Annotated in this window: 15 protein-coding genes and 1 pseudogene; 5 read left to right on the top strand and 11 right to left on the bottom strand. The window is 58.8% G+C overall.

Features of this window, described 5'->3' with window-relative positions; all coding sequences use genetic code 11:
• Positions 1–3 precede the first annotated feature (3 nt).
• From ACR0NO_RS13110 to ACR0NO_RS13090, 5 genes are all read right to left on the bottom strand, one after another.
• The gene (locus tag ACR0NO_RS13110) at positions 4–1,599 is read right to left on the bottom strand and encodes a FumA C-terminus/TtdB family hydratase beta subunit (RefSeq protein WP_480724252.1); all 1,596 of its coding nucleotides are present in this window, start codon (positions 1,597–1,599) and stop codon (positions 4–6) included.
• A gap of 268 nt (positions 1,600–1,867) precedes the next feature.
• Complete coding sequence (locus ACR0NO_RS13105; protein WP_480724251.1) at positions 1,868–4,075, bottom strand: hybrid sensor histidine kinase/response regulator; 2,208 nt, start codon at positions 4,073–4,075, stop codon at positions 1,868–1,870.
• Between the two features lie 3 nt (positions 4,076–4,078).
• Positions 4,079–5,248: an FIST N-terminal domain-containing protein gene (locus tag ACR0NO_RS13100; RefSeq protein WP_170666740.1), complete on the bottom strand. Its 1,170-nt coding sequence runs from the start codon at positions 5,246–5,248 to the stop codon at positions 4,079–4,081.
• A gap of 52 nt (positions 5,249–5,300) precedes the next feature.
• Entirely contained in the window at positions 5,301–5,978 is a 678-nt protein-coding gene (locus ACR0NO_RS13095; RefSeq protein WP_170378656.1) for a response regulator, read from the bottom strand.
• 140 nt (positions 5,979–6,118) lie between these two features.
• Entirely contained in the window at positions 6,119–7,885 is a 1,767-nt protein-coding gene (locus ACR0NO_RS13090) for a PQQ-dependent methanol/ethanol family dehydrogenase (RefSeq protein ID WP_170658879.1), read from the bottom strand.
• 161 nt (positions 7,886–8,046) lie between these two features.
• Here ACR0NO_RS13090 and ACR0NO_RS13085 point away from each other — a divergent pair, with 161 nt between their 5' ends.
• The gene (locus ACR0NO_RS13085) at positions 8,047–8,616 is read left to right on the top strand and encodes a hypothetical protein (protein WP_480724250.1); all 570 of its coding nucleotides are present in this window, start codon (positions 8,047–8,049) and stop codon (positions 8,614–8,616) included.
• A gap of 86 nt (positions 8,617–8,702) precedes the next feature.
• Here the strand turns inward: ACR0NO_RS13085 and ACR0NO_RS13080 are convergent, their stop codons facing one another.
• The 6 genes from ACR0NO_RS13080 to ACR0NO_RS13055 all read right to left on the bottom strand — a co-directional run bounded on the left by ACR0NO_RS13080 (position 8,703) and on the right by ACR0NO_RS13055 (position 13,428).
• A complete protein-coding gene (locus ACR0NO_RS13080) occupies positions 8,703–9,242 on the bottom strand; it encodes an SEL1-like repeat protein (protein WP_480724249.1) in 540 nt (179 codons plus the stop codon).
• A 75-nt stretch (positions 9,243–9,317) separates the two neighbouring features.
• Complete coding sequence (locus ACR0NO_RS13075; RefSeq protein WP_480724248.1) at positions 9,318–10,109, bottom strand: ABC transporter permease; 792 nt, start codon at positions 10,107–10,109, stop codon at positions 9,318–9,320.
• Positions 10,106–10,825, bottom strand: coding sequence for an ABC transporter ATP-binding protein (locus ACR0NO_RS13070; RefSeq protein WP_480724247.1), 720 nt, complete (start codon positions 10,823–10,825; stop codon positions 10,106–10,108). The genes ACR0NO_RS13075 and ACR0NO_RS13070 overlap by 4 nt, the downstream gene beginning before the upstream one ends.
• Complete coding sequence (locus ACR0NO_RS13065) at positions 10,822–11,271, bottom strand: cupredoxin domain-containing protein (protein ID WP_480724246.1); 450 nt, start codon at positions 11,269–11,271, stop codon at positions 10,822–10,824. The genes ACR0NO_RS13070 and ACR0NO_RS13065 overlap by 4 nt, the downstream gene beginning before the upstream one ends.
• 22 nt (positions 11,272–11,293) lie before the next feature.
• Positions 11,294–12,256, bottom strand: coding sequence for a YVTN family beta-propeller repeat protein (locus ACR0NO_RS13060; RefSeq protein ID WP_170675947.1), 963 nt, complete (start codon positions 12,254–12,256; stop codon positions 11,294–11,296).
• Between the two features lie 5 nt (positions 12,257–12,261).
• A complete protein-coding gene (locus ACR0NO_RS13055) occupies positions 12,262–13,428 on the bottom strand; it encodes an ABC transporter substrate-binding protein (protein WP_480724245.1) in 1,167 nt (388 codons plus the stop codon).
• A gap of 157 nt (positions 13,429–13,585) precedes the next feature.
• Here ACR0NO_RS13055 and pedF point away from each other — a divergent pair, with 157 nt between their 5' ends.
• The 4 genes and pseudogenes from pedF to ACR0NO_RS13035 all read left to right on the top strand — a co-directional run.
• Complete coding sequence (gene pedF / locus ACR0NO_RS13050; RefSeq protein WP_480724244.1) at positions 13,586–14,266, top strand: cytochrome c-550 PedF; 681 nt, start codon at positions 13,586–13,588, stop codon at positions 14,264–14,266.
• 18 nt (positions 14,267–14,284) lie between these two features.
• Entirely contained in the window at positions 14,285–15,181 is an 897-nt protein-coding gene (locus ACR0NO_RS13045) for a substrate-binding periplasmic protein (protein ID WP_480724243.1), read from the top strand.
• 69 nt (positions 15,182–15,250) lie between these two features.
• Positions 15,251–15,790, top strand: coding sequence for an SRPBCC family protein (locus tag ACR0NO_RS13040; RefSeq protein ID WP_480724241.1), 540 nt, complete (start codon positions 15,251–15,253; stop codon positions 15,788–15,790).
• A gap of 27 nt (positions 15,791–15,817) precedes the next feature.
• Positions 15,818–15,934 (top strand): annotated as a pseudogene (locus ACR0NO_RS13035) ((2Fe-2S)-binding protein); the annotation flags it as partial.

Genomic DNA, 15,934 nt, shown 5'->3' with positions numbered 1-15,934 from the left:
GCGCTAGAAGGCGGGTTTGCGGGTAAAGAAGTCTCCTCCTTTGTCGTCAATAATCACAAATGCCGGGAAATCCACGACTTTTATGCGAAAGACGGCCTCCATCCCGAAGTTGGGGAAATCCAGCGTTTCGATGTTCTTGATGACGTCCTTACCCAGAACCGCGGCCGCCCCGCCGACCGAGCCCAGAAAGAACCCGCCATGCTCCTTGCAGCTTTGCACGACCGAGGGCGCGCGGTTGCCCTTGGCGATCATCACACGGGACGCGCCCAGCGCTTGCAGTTCCGGCACATAAGGGTCCATCCGCGCGGCTGTGGTTGGCCCGAACGAGCCTGAGGCATAACCTTCGGGCGTCTTGGCCGGGCCCGCGTAGTAGACCGGGTGATTGTGGATGTAGTCCGGCAGTTCTTGACCCTCTCGGATCATCCGGGCCAGTTCAGCATGCACCAGATCGCGCGCGACAATCATGGTGCCGGACAGCAAAACTGGGCTGGAGACGGACAGCTTGGACAATTCGGCACAGATATCATCCATCGGCTGGTCTAGGTTGATCCGCGTTGCGGATTGCGCCGCGACATCCTGCGCGGGCAGGAACCGAGCCGGATCATGTTCCAACTGCTCGACCCAGATCCCATCCCGGTCGATTCGCCCCTTGATCTGGCGATCCGCCGAACAGCTGACACCCATACCAACCGGCAGGCTTCCTCCGTGGCGCGGCAGGCGAATGACGCGCACGTCATGGCAGAAATATTTTCCGCCAAACTGGGCACCCAGCGACGTGTTGCGGGTCAGCTCCAATATCTGCGCCTCAAGCTCCTGATCGCGAAAGGCGCGCCCATCGGGGCTACCGGTCGTGGGTAGATCATCCAATTCCTTGGCCGAGGCCTTCTTGACCGTTTTCAGACAGTGTTCAGCCGAAAGCCCCCCAATGACAATCGCCAGATGGTATGGCGGGCAAGCCGTCGTACCCAAAGTCCGTATCTTTTCGTCGAAGAATGCCAGTATCCGCTCGGGTTCCAGCAGTCGCCTTGTTTCCTGATACAGAAACGTCTTGTTGGCCGAGCCACCTCCTTTGGCCATGAACAGGAACTCCAGAGCATCCCCGCTGAGGGCCTCGATGTCGATCTGCGCGGGCAGGTTGGTACCGGTGTTATGTTCGCGGTACATGCTGAGCGGGGCCATTTGCGAAAAACGCAGGTTACGCGTTTCCCAGGTGTCCTTGACCCCCTGCTCGACCGCCGCATGCAGATCGCCCTGGACCAGAACGTTCTGGCCTTTCTTACCGTGAATAACGGCCGTTCCGGTGTCCTGACAGCTCGGGAATTCTCGCTCGGCAGAGATCACCGCGTTCTTTAGCAGTTCCAGCGCCACGTAGTGATCGTTGGCCGAAGCATCCGTGTCATCGAGAATCTCGCGTAGCTGGGCAAGATGGCTGGGGCGCAACAGATGCGAGACATCCGCAAAGGCGGTTGAGGTCAAATTGCTGATAGCCTCGGACGACACCCGCAGGAAAGTTTCATCATCGAACTTGGCGGTTTCCAGCCCTTCATTGCCAAGATGGCGATAGCAGGTCGTACCGATTGTTTTCGTTGTCTGGGTCATGGCGCGCACCCTAGTGAGATACTCAAAAACACTCAATGGTTCTTAACTTAAATGCGATTTTATTCACCAAAAATTACCAAAAGAGAATCGCGCCAGAATACTCCATTTCGGCAAACACCAATTCACACCACGCAATGCATCACTCCCCATGATCGAACCGGCACCGCATTCGGCGACCCAACTGTCCTTCATTCAGCGCGGGTCGATCTTCAGCACCATCAACGTCAAGATTCAGCTATCACGGTCCGCGAGCAGACCCGTGCAGGGATCAAAGCGAAATCAAGCTGACCAACTGGTATCTAAGCTCTTTGGCGTCGATGGGTTTGTGTATTAACTCCAACCCGTTCGCCTTGCATTCTTCCGCCGTTTCAGGCGACCGGTTGGCCGAGATGATGCAGGCGGGCACATCGCTGAATTCCGCGCTGATCCGACGCACCGCCTCAGTCCCGGTTTTTCCGCTATCCAGCTGGTAGTCCGCGACGATCGCATCGGGTGTGATACCGATCTCGCGCAGCAGGTCCACGGCCTGATCCTCACTGCTACATTCCAGCACATGAACGCCCCAGGACTCGAGCGTTAGCATCAGTGCATTTCTGAGATTTGCGTCATTTTCAATCAGCAAAACGATCATATCCGCCAGTTGACCCGTTTTCCTGTCGGCAGCAGCGGGACGGCCTTCACTGAACTGCCCTTGGTCCTGCACCACAGGGATTTCGACGGAAAACACCGTGCCTTTTCCCAACTCGGAGCGCAGATGAATCGGGTGGTTGAGCAACCCGCAGGCGCGCTCGACGATGGCGAGACCAAGACCCATACCTTCGGCGGCGCTTGCGTCGGATTGCACCCGCTTGAATTCCTGAAAAACCATGTCGCGCTGATCGGCGGCGATGCCTATTCCGGTATCCAGCACCTCGATCGAAACGCGGGTTTTGCGCCGCTTCACCCCGACCAGAACCTTGCCGGCGTCGGTATAACGGATTGCGTTGGACAGCAGGTTCTGAAGGATGCGCCGCAAGTAGCTAGCATCACTGGCCACAAGCGCGCTGGTCGGCACCACGCGCAATTCCAACCCTTTGGCCTGCGCAACCGGGCGGAAAGCGTCCTCCATCTGCTTGAACATATCACCAACCGACACGGTCGAGAGGTGGACCGTCGCGCTACCGGAATCCAGCTTCGAAATATCCAGTAGTGCTTCAAGGATATGTTCCACGCTGTTGAGCGCACTTTCCGCCTTTGTGGCCACATCGTGCGTTTCCGACTGATCCAACCCGTTTTTCAGCGAAGCCACATAAAGCTTGGCGGCTGACAAAGGTTGCAACAGATCATGACTTGCAGCGGCAACAAAGCGGGACTTCGACGCATTGGCCCGTTCCGCCTCGCCCAGCGCGTCGGCCAATTCAACGGTGCGCGCTTCAACCCGCTTTTCCAGCAATTCCTTAGCGTCCTGAAGCGCCTGCGCCGATTTTCGTTCTGCCGTCACATCGGTAAATGAAATCACATAGCCCTTGTCGGGCATTTCCTGCGCAAAGACAGACAGGATTTTCGAACGCCCCCGATGCAGCAGAAACCGCAAGGGACGCCGGGAGGTGTGCCGCTTAGTCCAGTCGGACAAATCACCCCAGCTCATCCCCGGTTGGAAACTCATATTCGAACCGAGCCGGTCATAGAGCGTTTCAAACTGCGTGCCCATCTGGAATTGCCCGACCGGGATCGCCAGCAGTTCGCTGGCCCGGTTGTTCCAGCCGATCAAACGGTGCTTGTTGTCAAAAATGCAGACACCCTGGTCGATGTGTTCCAGCGTGGCGCGGATCAGGCGCGATTTGTCATCCAGAATGCGGTCGCGTTCCAGCCGCTCGACCCGCATGATATCGGTCACATCCGTCTGCAAGATAACCGTGCCCGCATCCTTCGTGCGATGTTCAGAGACCTGCATCCAGCGATTTCCGCTCAATCCCACATTGAACACCACATGGTCGTCCGCATGACGCGTCAGCCGAAGCTCGGCCCAGTCCGCAGGCGCAACCCCCTCCGGCAGCAGCAGAGAGCTAGACCGGCTGACAAGCTCGACGTATTCGATAAAACGCAGGCCTGGCCTCAGCCGGCCCTGGATATCGGGCATATGCAACCCGAAGCGACTGTTACACAGAACCAGTTTTTCATCGCGCCCAAACAAGGCAAAACCATCCTGCACCGCCTCAATCGCATTCGCCAAATTGGCCCGAGCAGCCTCGGTTTCCTCATTGGCCTTGGCCAATTGCGCGTTGGATGCGTTCAGAAGGTCCAGAGCGCGCTCCAGATCATCCGTGCGGGTGCGGATCTCTTGTTCCAAGACCGCGGCGCGCTGAAATTGCGCATAAGCAGCGCCCGAGGCATCGGTGGATTCCTCGACCCGGCGCATCAGCGCCTCGACGATCCTCAGCAGTTTTTCATTCTGGCGCTCGATCGGATCCAGCGGGTCGGTCAGATGCTCGATCATCCGCTAGTCGTCCTTGGGCGGATAGATCGCCACCCCGGTCATCGTCTGATTGACGTGGATCGAGTTGAACTGCTCACCATAGGTCGAGAACCCGACCACATGATTGTCCGACAGAATGCGCGAGATTTCGTGCGTCTTCTGTTTCTCCTGCGCCTCGAGCCGCCGCAGGATACAGTCGCAGGCCAGGATCGTATCGGGTTTTTGCTTCTCGTTCAGCGCTGCGATCTCTTCCCGCAGATGCACCGCCATGTCTCGCGGTTCGGCCAGGGTCAGAACCAGCCCCTCATCAATGGCTGAAAAGAACACCAGATCGCCATTGCCCGCGACCTGCTGAATGGCCCGCACATGGTGCTGACCTCCGATCTGGACGACGACCGGATGGGCCGCGAAGGTAAAGGGGGTCAGCTGTTCGGGGTCTTTGCCAAGGATGCGCGCATATTCCCGCGCTGCGGGTTCCGCGTTGATTTCCTGAACGATGCGGTTGACCGGGTCGGCTTTGGTCACGACCATGCGATGCGCGGCCGGAACAAGGTGATCGGTCTTGAACACCTTGATCGGGCAAGAGGTTCGTACTTGCACCAAAATGGCCGCGTTCTCCAACGCCTGTGATCCATGCAGAACATAGGTGTGGCCGAACTCGGTCCCGTCGCCGGCTGACCCACCGAACAAAGGCACCGGCCCCAACCCCATCGCCAACTCGGATGTCAGTTCGTCTTCTTTCGTGGACAGCCCGTCGATCATCAGGAATGTGAATTCGTTTTCCCAAGCGGGAAAGCTGCGCGTCATTGCCGTTCGGTTGTGGATCATTTCGGCAATGATGTCTTGCGCGCTAAAAACATCCAGATCCGGTACCAGAATGGTGCGCGTTTCAAAATGTGAGCGCGGCAAGGCAAGCGCGACGATTTGATCCTCGTTATAGCCACCTTCGGCAAGCTCTCCGGCGGTGGTGCATCCGACCACCATCGTGGGCGCAAATTCCTGTTCAGCCTCGGCGATCACCGCCTTAGGATCGGCATTGGGGCTGACAAACAGAATGACAAGCGCCATGGGGTCATCCCCCAACGACTTGGACAGTTCCCTGACTGTGTTGTCGGCGCTGCATTCCGCAAATGCCGTCTTTACGATGCCTGGCCTGACGGACTGGGCGCTGGCCCATCCGAATGCTTGGTTCATCGCGACTCCTCCCTAAAGCCCGACGATTGCTGAGAGGTTAGAGTATCTGACCCTATTCTTGCAATACGCTGGCAAAGGATGCTTTCTTGGCAATCAGAACCGCCTGAGTGCGGCTTTGAACGCCAAGTTTCCGCATGATTGCAGTGACATGCGCCTTAACCGTGGTTTCGGCAATCGACAGGTCATAGGCGATCTGCTTGTTCAACTTACCCTCGCAGATCAGTTGAAGGATGCGGCCCTGTTGATTGGTCAACGCGGCAAGCCGGTTGACCGCATCGCTATGTTCATCCTCTTCCTCATCTTCGATCAGAACGCAGCCATCGGGGACAAAGATCCCCCCCGCATGCACCGTCTCGAACGCGGTGCGGAACACATCGCGCTGGCTATGCTTGGGCACATACCCCGATGCACCTGCCTTGATCACCTGGCTGATCACACGGTTGTCGGTCAGCGAGGACACAACAATCACCGGCGCATCCGCCGCGGATTTCAAACGCACGAGACCATCCAGGCCATCCACATCCGGCAGGTTCAGGTCCAGCATCACCGCATCCGGTTTCAGCCCTTTAGCCACCAGCTCCATTGCGTTTTCCAAACGGTCTGCGGTGTGAATTTCGCCGATCTCGGCCACACTGCGCAGGGTCATCGACAAGGCGTCGCAGAACAGCGGGTGATCGTCGACAATCAGAACATTCTCAAAGTCAGTCTGTCTGGCGGGTTCTGCAAGCATCAAGGTCGCCTTTGCAATGAAACTCTCTTTGCTCTGAGTCTAGCAACACCGTCAGCATACGCCTACTGGCGGAAGGTCGTAGACCAAAGAAAACGCGCGCCCGGATATCGAGCGCGCGATCTTTGGGGTCAGAACCCGCCTCAGTTCGCCGAGGCCAGCTCTTTAGGCAGGCGGAATGTCCACAAGGTACCGCCCTGGTTCAGATAGTTGACCTTCTTGGCCACTTCACCGCCCCACAGCGGAACCGCACCGCCCCAGCCGGAGATGATCGAGACATATTGCTCGCCGTCCTGTTCCCAGGTCACAGGCTGACCGACGATGCCGGAGCCAGTCTGGAACGACCACAGTTTCTCACCGGTTTCGTCATCCAGCGCGATAAACTCGCCCTCGGGGGTACCGAAGAATACCAGGCCACCAGCCGTGGTCATCACGCCCGACCACAGCGGGGCATCGTTCTTATATTCCCACTTCCACTCGCCGGTATCGGGGTCGATGGCCTTGAGCGAGCCGATGTGATCTTCGTAGTTCGGCTTGATGGTAAAGCCCGCGCCCAGATAGGCGGCACCTTTCTTGTAGGTGATCGGCTCGTTCCAGATATCCATGCCCCATTCGTTCGAAGGCACATAGAAATTGCCGGTGTTCTGCGAGAACGACATTGGCATCCAGTTCTTGCCGCCCAGGAAGGACGGCGAGGCAAAGATGACCTCACCCTTGTTGCCATCAGCCGCAGCGGCCGGGTCACCGGGACGGTTGTTTTCGACAAAGATCGGACGGCCGGTCTCATCAATTCCGTCGGCCCATGTGATATCCTTGACGAAAGGTGTCGCCGAGACGAACCCACCATCCTCACGGTTCAGAACATAGAAGTACCCGTTCCGGTCGGCAGTGGCGTAGCGCTGGTTACCCTCGCGGTCGGTATAAGCGACCACTTCGTTCACACCGTCATAGTCCCAGCCTTCACGCGGGGTGGTCTGGAAATGCCACTTGATCTCGCCGGTCTTGGGGTCGATCCCGATGCGGCTGGCGGCATAGAGGTTGTCGCCCTTGTTGCCTTCGGTGGGGGTGCCGGCATTGCGCAGCCAGCTGTTCCACGGGGCCGGATTGCCTGCACCGAAGACCAGCGTATCGGTGTCAGCATCGTAAGAGCCGCCCAGCCAGGTCGCGCCGCCGCCGGTTTTCCACATGTCACCGGGCCAGGTCGCGTTCAGCTCACCTGTCATGGTGCTTTCTTCGCCATTCAGCGTTCCCATGTGACCTTCAATCACGGGGCGTTCCCAAACCAGATCGCCGGTATTGACGTCCCGGGCCTGAACCGCGCCGACGATGCCGAACTCACCGCCCGAGTTACCGGTGATGACTAGGCCATCAACGATCAGCGGTGCCGCGGTGTAGGAATAGCCCGCCTTGTAGTCTGCAATCTTATCGCGCCAGACCACATCGCCCGTGTCCTTGTTCAGCGCTACGATCCGCGCGTCCAGCGTACCGAAAATGACCTTGTCGCCATAGATGGCGGCACCCCGGTTGACCACGTCACAGCAAGGCAGAATGCCTTCGGGCAGGCGCGCATCGTATTGCCAGACCTCTTTGCCGGTCTCCAGATCAATTGCATAGAGGCGTGAATAAGACCCGGTGATATACATCATCCCGTCATAGATCAGTGGCTGGGTTTCCTGCCCGCGCTGCTTTTCTCCGCCAAGACTGAAGGCCCAGGCCGGAAGCAGGTTCTTGACGTTGTCCTTGTTCAGCATGTCCAGCGGGCTGTAGCGCTGCAAATGCCGCCCCATACCATTGGTCACAACCTGAGTGGTGATCGTTTGGTCATTGGCCAGATCGTCTTCGGTAACTTCTGCATAGGCTGCGCCGGTTGCGACAATGCTCGCAGCGGCGGCCATGATAAACCGGTTCATCGGTATCCTCCCTAGACTTATGTCTTTCCTCCACGCCGAATCTCCGACGCGTCGGGATTGTTGGCGAGAGTATTATTCGCAGGCAGGCACCGGTGTTGGAATTGCACATTGGTCGTAGGGCGCTATCAGCCGATTTCAACTAGGTTGAGCCATCTTTTTTGATGCGCGAGGCGATGATGCGGCGGCTTTTCACTTGGTTTGTCCCTGCGGTTTTGATCTGCGCGCAGCCTGCGCTGGCCGATCCGCTGTCCGGGCAAAAGACAATTTCTCTAGTAGACGGAAATGGCAGCAAGCTATTGATAGGAAACGTGTATTTCGAACCAGAGGGCGACGCCTTAGCCTATCATATCGATCTTGGCGCAGGACCATTCGCAGACCATTTCCTGTCCATGCGTCCGTTTCGCTGCCTTGAGGGGGCGGTCAAACACTGGTGCCATGTCCCCTACCCTTATGCTCTGCGGCGCGAGGTCTCGGACGATGATCTGACCGATCTGGAATACGACCTGCTGTTTATCCACAAGGGCGCCACCGAATACGGCATTGATATGTGGAACGGGGTCTATTATCGCCTGCAGCGCGATGGCGACCGCCTGATCGGACAGTTGCATGAAATGGACATGGGCATCCTATCGGCCCCACCCGAAGACGGAGATCTGAGGCCCGTATCTGAGGCAGATATCCACGAGGCCGATCCCGATAGCCACTGGCTGCCTCAGGTCGTGATCGACTGATCAGAGGTTGGGCTTCGGCTTGGGAAACGCCGCACCATCTGGCGCCTGCGCCTTTTCCAGTGCCCGACTACGTCACCTCACTAAACTCAGAACAAGGGCGCGTATTTCCATTCATCTGCATCCGGTGTGACCTCATTCGGATCATAGCCAGAATCTTGCAGACGTTTGGCGATTTTAAGGCCGTCGCGAGCAGCTTCATCCACATAGGCGCGGCCTAGCTCGGGGTCTTGCGCCACCCCGTGGCCGCGCAGCAGGTTGAGGCCGTAGTTAAACTTGCCCACCGGATCGCCCAAATCAGCGGCGCGTTTGTCCCATGCGGCGGCGGCATCGGGATCGTAGTCTCCGCCCAGCCCATTATTGTCCAACTGCCCCATCCATGTCATCGCGCCGGTATACCCGGCATTGGCGCAGCTTTCGAACAGCTTGCGCGCCATCTCGTGCCGGCCGGATTTGGTGATGTAGTAGCCGGTCGCGCAGGTCGTCATATCGGTGACGCCATTGTCAATATTGCTCATGACACGGCCAAATCCCGTGTCCTGCGGGTTGAGCGTGCCGTACTCATCCTCGACCGTCTGGGCCGAGGCGGCTGTGCCCAAAAACAGTAATGCAATTGCGATACGGACCATGAATGAACCCTCCGTTTGAAAGGCATACTAGCGCATCGAGGGGCGCATTTCACCTCTGCCATGGTCGTAGACGGCTTAGCGACCGGGGCGTTTGATCCCGCGGGCCGGGTCGTAGCCCCACAGCGCGAGGCCCAAAAACGCCATACCGGCAAGGATGGTCCAGCCAAGGGCCGGGCCGTTGAACTGACCATAGAGCGCAAAGCGGATCAGCTCAACGGCGTGGGTAAAGGGGTTGAGCGCGCAGATATCACGCAACAGGGCCGAGCTTTCAGCCATCTTCCAAAGCGGGTAAAGCGCCGAGGACAGGAAGAACATTGGAAAGATGACAAAATTCATCACCCCGGCAAAATTCTCAAGCTGCTTGATGGCCGAGGACAAAGCCAAACCGAGAGCGCCGAGCATCAGCCCGGCAATGATCAGTGCGGGAAAGACGCACAGATATCCGTACCAAGGCATATCAATCCCGTAGATCGCGGCAACCGCCAGAAAGGCATAGACCTGCAGAATCGAGATCGTGGTGCTGGCCAGCAGGCGGCAGAACAAGAGCCACCATCGCGGCAGAGGGCTGGTCAGAAGCAACCGCATCGATCCCATCTCACGGTCATAAACAAGGCTGAGGGAGCTTTGCATTCCATTGAACAGCATGATCATGCCGCACAGGCCTGGCACGATGTAGATCTCATAGGTGATATAGGTCTGATAGGGCGGCGTGATTGACAGGCCCAAGGCCGCGCGGAACCCGGCGGCGAAGACGATCAGCCAGACCAGTGGGCGTACCAAAGCGGCGATGAACCGGCTTCGTTGACGCACAAAACGCAGCGCCTCGCGGATCAGGATCGCGCGCAGGGCGAGCAGCGCGCCCGTCATGCGGAGGCTCCGGTCATCGACAGAAACACCTGTTGCAGGGGTTGGTCGCCGGTGATGTCCCGGCAGGTGCCTTGTTTCAGCATCTTGCCTCGATGCAGAATGGCAAGCTGATCGTCGGGGGTGATCTCATCGGTCAGATGGGTGGCCCATAACACGGTCAACCCATCCTGCGCCGACAGATCATGCACATGTTGGGTGATGGCGCTGCGGGCTGCTGCGTCCAGCCCCACTGTCGGTTCGTCCAGCAACAGGACCGAGGGCGCATGGATCAGGCAACGCGCGATCTCCAGCCGTCTGCGGTGGCCGCCATTCAGATCGCGGGTGCGTTCGCTTGCGCGCTCGGCCATATCCAGACGTTCCAAAGCGGCGGCGATGCGGCTCTCGGCTGTGCGACCTGACAGGCCATGCAAAGCGGCGAAGTAGCTGAGGTTGCGATGAACAGTGAGGTCCAGATCCAGCGTCGGCTGCTGAAACACGACCCCGATCTGCGCCAAGGCCTGACGGGGCTGTTTCGAGATATCGAACCCCGCCACCTCAATCACCCCCTGCGCGGTGGTGAACAGGCGGGTCAACAACGAAAACAGCGTCGATTTCCCCGCGCCATTAGGCCCCAGCAACGCGCAAAACGCGCCCTGCGGGACGTGAAAGCTCACGTCATCAAGGGCGCGTTTGTCGCCATAGGCGTAGCTGACATTGCGGACCGAAAGCCCTGTCACTTAATGGTAATCTCCAGCCGCTGCGTTTCGCCGGTGCTGCCCGGTACTTTCAGATAGTAGCTGCCCGGCTTGATCGCGACAAAGCCTATTTCCATCTCGCCCGCCTCGTCAAACTCAACGGAATCGACACCCAGAGGTCTGATTTCCAACCCTTCGACAACGATCTCATCCACCCAGATCGCGCGGAAGAACTCAGGCCCGACCAGAGCCAGTTCCTGACTGCCGTCGCCCTGAATTTCGAACTCATAATAGGTGCCGGATTTCAGCTCCCACGGGGCCTCGGCCAAGGGGACACCGGCGGAGAGAATGATCGGAGGCAGGTCTTCCTTGTTCTTGGCCGACAGGATACCGGCCAGACCAAAGCCGTCGTCATCATCATCGTCGGCCAAAGCCGCAGCGGGCAAAGCCACAGCCAACATCGCGGCCGCGCATATCAGTCGCTTCATCTCTTAAGTCTCCTCAATCGTGTCAGTTGGTCGGACGGAAGGCCGCGCCCCAGGGGAAACGCCCAACCTTGATCGTCTTGATCGGTTCGCGCTTGGCCACATCAATCACGGTCACATCGCCAGACACGCCATTGGTGGTAAACAGCAGCGACTTGTCGGCGTTGAAATCCATGTGCCAGACGCGGCGACCCACGAGGATGTAATCCTCAACCTCATAGGTTTCGGCATTCACCGCCGCCACATGGTTCGACGGTCCCAGCGCGACAAAGGCTGTCTCATCGCCGTTGGACAGCTCAAAACCCACGGGTTGCACCCGGTCGGGGTGGACGCCTTCGACCTCGAACTCGATCTTGGCCTTTTCGGTCTGGGTTTCCACGTCGAACACGGTGATGGTGCCGCCGATTTCTGAGCTGACCCACAGCTCGGTCCCGTCCTTCAGGAACTCGGCATGGCGCGGGCGGGAATCGACCAGAGTATTGGCGAACAGCTCTTGTGTCTCGGTGTCGATCCAATGGGCCATATTGGTGGTTTCGGACGTAGTGATGGCAATCTTGCCATCGGGCGACACGGCCATCCCTTCGGGTTCGATCCCCACGTCGATCTGCGCAATCACCGTGCGCGATTCCGTATCCACCACCGTGGTGATCGCGTCATCCTCGTTGGCGATGTAGAGATGCTTGTCATTTGGGTGCAGCACAAACTGTTCGGGGTCCTCGCCCGAGGGCAGGTCATGGAGAATCTCGCCCGTTTCGGGGTCCATTACCTGAACCGAGTCACTGTCGGACGCGCAGATATACAGAACTGAGTAGTCCTTGGAAAACGTGATCCCGCGTGGGCGCTCGCCGGTCTCAATGGTGCGGATCACCTCAAGCGTTTCGATGTCGATCACGCTGAGCGTGTCGTCCTTTTCATTGCTGATCCAGATTTCATCCGCAATGGCCGGAGCGCAGAGCGCGGTCGCTGCCAGAAGTGCTGCTAGTCTCATCGCTACTACTCCTTAAATGCCTGACACTGGCTTTCGGCCTCATCAATGCCCAGCGTGTCCAGTTCGGTACGTTGATGCAGAAACCCCTCGAGCGGGGCCATCGCCACCACGGCGCGATCCGTGACCAGCGGGATTGGTTGCCGCAACTGGCCATTCCAGGCACGAAAATTCATCGCGCGGCCTTTGAAGCCCGCCAGTTCGAAATCATCCGACAGGATATAGTCGCGCAAAACCGCCGGATCATCTGATTGGGTGCGCGTCACCGCCTCGCCCAAGGCCCGATAGGCCGCCCAGGCGGCGTAGTCCTTGGGGCGCATCGCCCGCCCTGCCTGATCGGCAAAACGGTTCTGCATCTGCACGGCGCCCCATTGTTCGACCACGCGCGACCAAGTGACGGGCTGCAAGCCCTCTGACCCGGCAACGGGGCGCGGCTCCCATGTGTTGAAGGGGATATAGCGGCCGAAATCGTCCAGCTCATCGGCGACAAGCAGCGCGTCATAGTCGCCGAAATCCTGCGTAAACAGTGGCACTTCTTGCGCTGCGTTGCGCCGCAGGTCGGCATCGAACACCCATGTCTTTTCTGCTTGCAACTCCAACCGGAACTTTTGCAGCGACCGTTTCAGCGCCTCGGCAAAGGCCTGATCCCCCGGATGCTCGCCCGAGATCAGGACGATATCTTCCCACCGGCGTTTGACCAGGAACTGCGCCAGAGCGTCAGTGCGCATTACGTCCGATGGCAAGGTGTGCAACAGGTTGGCGCGGCACTCGTCCTCGCGCAGCGACAGATCGGGGGCCGAGGCGTTGAACAACACCGCACCCGCCGCTTCGGGTAGATCAGCGACCTCAAGCTGCGCTTGCGCAGGCGCGTCCAGAATGACGAATGGACCATTGGCCAAGGCCTGCCGCGCGGCTTGGGCCCAGTCCCCACCTTCGGGCACCGTGGTCACCGTCAGATGATATTTGTGACCGAGAAATTTGGCCGTCGTCAGATTGTCGGCCAGACCCAGCTCAGCCCCTGCCATGCCCAGATCTTCGGGAATCGGGTCGAGGTTGGACAGAACAGGAGGACGTTCAACCTCTTGCTGCAGATAGGTCACTGCAATCGCGACCTCGGCCTGCGCAGCGCCAGTTGCCAGCGCCAAACCTGCAAGAACAAAGGGAAATCTGAACATGTCTGCGCCTCCTCTCCGGCCCTAAAAGTAAAAGCCGGTCGAAAATGGGAAAGCCATTCGACCTTAGTCGCAGATTTCGCCCATCTGCAACCAAGGTCGAATGTCGCGATGATTTTGCCTGCGCTATGACCGGGGAAAGCTTCAATAGGAGGATGAGATGCGTCTTGGTTTTTACAGCGCGGCGCTTGCGGCAATGGTGACAGCGGGAATGGCGCTGGCACATGGTGATGTCGCGCCCCAGCCGGTAAATACGGATGCCCTTCCCGACGTGAGCGAGGAATGGCTGATCGAAAACCCCTATCGCGATCAGGGCGAAGAGGTCTGGCAGGCTGCAATCGAAATCGGCGATTCCGGCTACAACCAGAACTGCGCGCGCTGCCACGGTCTGGGCGTCGTATCGGGCGGACTGGCGCCTGACCTGCGCTACCTCGAGGCCGAGGAATACGGCGATGAGTGGTACATCGAACGCTTCCGCGAGGGCTATACCCAGAACGGTATCACCAAGATGCCCGCCTTTGGCGATCTGCTGGGCCAAAAGGCGGCCTGGGCCATCCGCACCTATATCGAAACCCGCCCCGATGACGGCGCGTTGGATGATTATTCGGACCGGTTGAAGGAAATCCGCGACGAGCTGGCCGCTATGGCAGAGGGCGCAGATGGGGACACTGCCGCCCTGCAATCCGAACTGACCGAGATCGCGGGTACAATCGAAACCGGCTCAGGCGCGCCTGTGGCCGACTCGGTGGCCCTGCGCGCTGCGGTGCTGATCTCGGGCGAGGCCCCGGATTTTGCACAAGCGGCGGAGCAGCTGACTATCGGATTGTCTGCCGCGCAATAGAACGGCAGACTGGGGCACATGATCGGACGCCATTTCATTCTCTCCCTGTTGGTCGCCGCCCTGTTCACCGGGTCGGCTCTGGCCAGGTGTGAAGACCATGTGCCCCAACCCAAACCCCAGAATGCCAGTCGCGATATCGTCGGCGCGGACCTCGATACCATTGTCGAGCGCGGCTACATCGAGTTCGCGGCCTATGAAGATTTCGCGCCCTGGTCCTTTGAGAAGGACGGCAAAATACAGGGCGTGGACATCGAAATCGGCAAGTTGATCGCGCAGGATCTGGGGGTCGAGCCTCGGTTCAATCTGGTCGCGGCAGGAGAAAACCTTGAGGCCGATCTGCGCAACTGGATTTGGAAGGGCCCGCTGATCAACGGGCGCGTGGCCAACGTCATGCTGCACATTCCCTATGACAGCGAATTCGCCTGCCGGGTCGAACAGGTGGTGTTCACCGGCCAGTATCATGACGAGAAAATCGCCATCGCCTTTCGCCGCGATGCGTATCCCGAAGACCCTCCGGTTCCGGCCTATTTCCGTTTTGACACCGTCGCGGTTGAAAACGATTCGATTGCCGATTTCTACCTGTCGTCTTTTCCCGGCGGACAATTGTCGCAGAATGTCAGCCGGTTCCCAACCGCAGATCAGGCCATGGAGGCTTTGGCCGCAGGTGATACGATGGCCGCGATGGGCCCCCGCGCCCAGTTAGAGGCCGGGCTGACCCCGGATCTGGATATCCACACCCCTCCGCTGCCCGGCTTTGCCGTCAGCACCTGGACCAGCGGCGTGGCCGTGCATTTTGCCTATCGCGGCCTCAGCTACGCGGTCGATGACGCGATCTATGCTGCGCTTCAGGATGGCCGCATCGCCAAAATCTTCGCGGATTACGGGCTGACGCACACCCCTCCGGAACTGCGCTGACTACGCCCAAGGTCGCATATGCTTTGCGGCCCCGACGCCCTAGGTTGGAAAAAACTCTGGAGGAGTGACATGGAGTTACATGACAGCCGCACAATAGCCGCGCCACGGTCCGAGGTTTGGAATGCTCTGCTGTCGGCAGATGTTCTGCGCGAATGCGTCCCTGGCTGCCAGGAGATGACCGGCACCGCCGAGGACGGGTTCGACGCCACCGTGGTGCAGAAAGTCGGCCCCGTCAAAGCCACGTTCAAAGGGAAAGTGACCCTGTCCGACATGGTGTCCGGAGAAAGCCTGAAACTGTCGGGCGAAGGCAAAGGCGGCGCTGCCGGTTTTGCCAAGGGTGCAGCAGATGTCACGCTGTCCGATGTCCCCGAAGGCACCTTGCTGACCTACAATGTGGACGCACGCGTGGGCGGTAAGCTGGCCCAGCTGGGTGGCCGTGTCGTGGACGGATTCGCCAAGAAAATGGCGGATCAGTTCTTTCAGAATTTCCAAAGCGCGGTCGAGGTCGAGCCAGAGGCCCCCGCCGACGAATCGGCAGCTGAACCCGAACAACAAGCGGAAGAGGCAACCGAAAAGAAAGGCTGGCTCAAGCGCGTATTGGGCGGTTGAGCTACGGATTTAAGGGAGGAAAATGTGATGAAAATATCGCTGACTGTGAATGGTCTGTCTGTGAGCGGTGATGTTGAGGGTCGGACGTTATTGTCTGGTTTTTTGCGGGATCATTTGTCTTTGACGGGGACGCATGTTGGCTGT

The organism is Ruegeria sp. CL3 (genome assembly GCF_056536505.1).
Note: the sequence above shows the minus strand (reverse complement) of the source record. Positions and strands in the feature narration are given on the sequence as shown.

Coding starts and splice junctions, on each gene's coding strand:
- ACR0NO_RS13110 (WP_480724252.1), bottom strand. CDS start 1,599: ATGACCCAGACAACGAAAACAATCGGTACGACCTGCTATCGCCATCTT.
- ACR0NO_RS13105 (WP_480724251.1), bottom strand. CDS start 4,075: ATGATCGAGCATCTGACCGACCCGCTGGATCCGATCGAGCGCCAGAAT.
- ACR0NO_RS13100 (WP_170666740.1), bottom strand. CDS start 5,248: ATGAACCAAGCATTCGGATGGGCCAGCGCCCAGTCCGTCAGGCCAGGC.
- ACR0NO_RS13095 (WP_170378656.1), bottom strand. CDS start 5,978: ATGCTTGCAGAACCCGCCAGACAGACTGACTTTGAGAATGTTCTGATT.
- ACR0NO_RS13090 (WP_170658879.1), bottom strand. CDS start 7,885: ATGAACCGGTTTATCATGGCCGCCGCTGCGAGCATTGTCGCAACCGGC.
- ACR0NO_RS13085 (WP_480724250.1), top strand. CDS start 8,047: ATGCGCGAGGCGATGATGCGGCGGCTTTTCACTTGGTTTGTCCCTGCG.
- ACR0NO_RS13080 (WP_480724249.1), bottom strand. CDS start 9,242: ATGGTCCGTATCGCAATTGCATTACTGTTTTTGGGCACAGCCGCCTCG.
- ACR0NO_RS13075 (WP_480724248.1), bottom strand. CDS start 10,109: ATGACGGGCGCGCTGCTCGCCCTGCGCGCGATCCTGATCCGCGAGGCG.
- ACR0NO_RS13065 (WP_480724246.1), bottom strand. CDS start 11,271: ATGAAGCGACTGATATGCGCGGCCGCGATGTTGGCTGTGGCTTTGCCC.
- ACR0NO_RS13060 (WP_170675947.1), bottom strand. CDS start 12,256: ATGAGACTAGCAGCACTTCTGGCAGCGACCGCGCTCTGCGCTCCGGCC.
- ACR0NO_RS13055 (WP_480724245.1), bottom strand. CDS start 13,428: ATGTTCAGATTTCCCTTTGTTCTTGCAGGTTTGGCGCTGGCAACTGGC.
- pedF (WP_480724244.1), top strand. CDS start 13,586: ATGCGTCTTGGTTTTTACAGCGCGGCGCTTGCGGCAATGGTGACAGCG.
- ACR0NO_RS13045 (WP_480724243.1), top strand. CDS start 14,285: ATGATCGGACGCCATTTCATTCTCTCCCTGTTGGTCGCCGCCCTGTTC.
- ACR0NO_RS13040 (WP_480724241.1), top strand. CDS start 15,251: ATGGAGTTACATGACAGCCGCACAATAGCCGCGCCACGGTCCGAGGTT.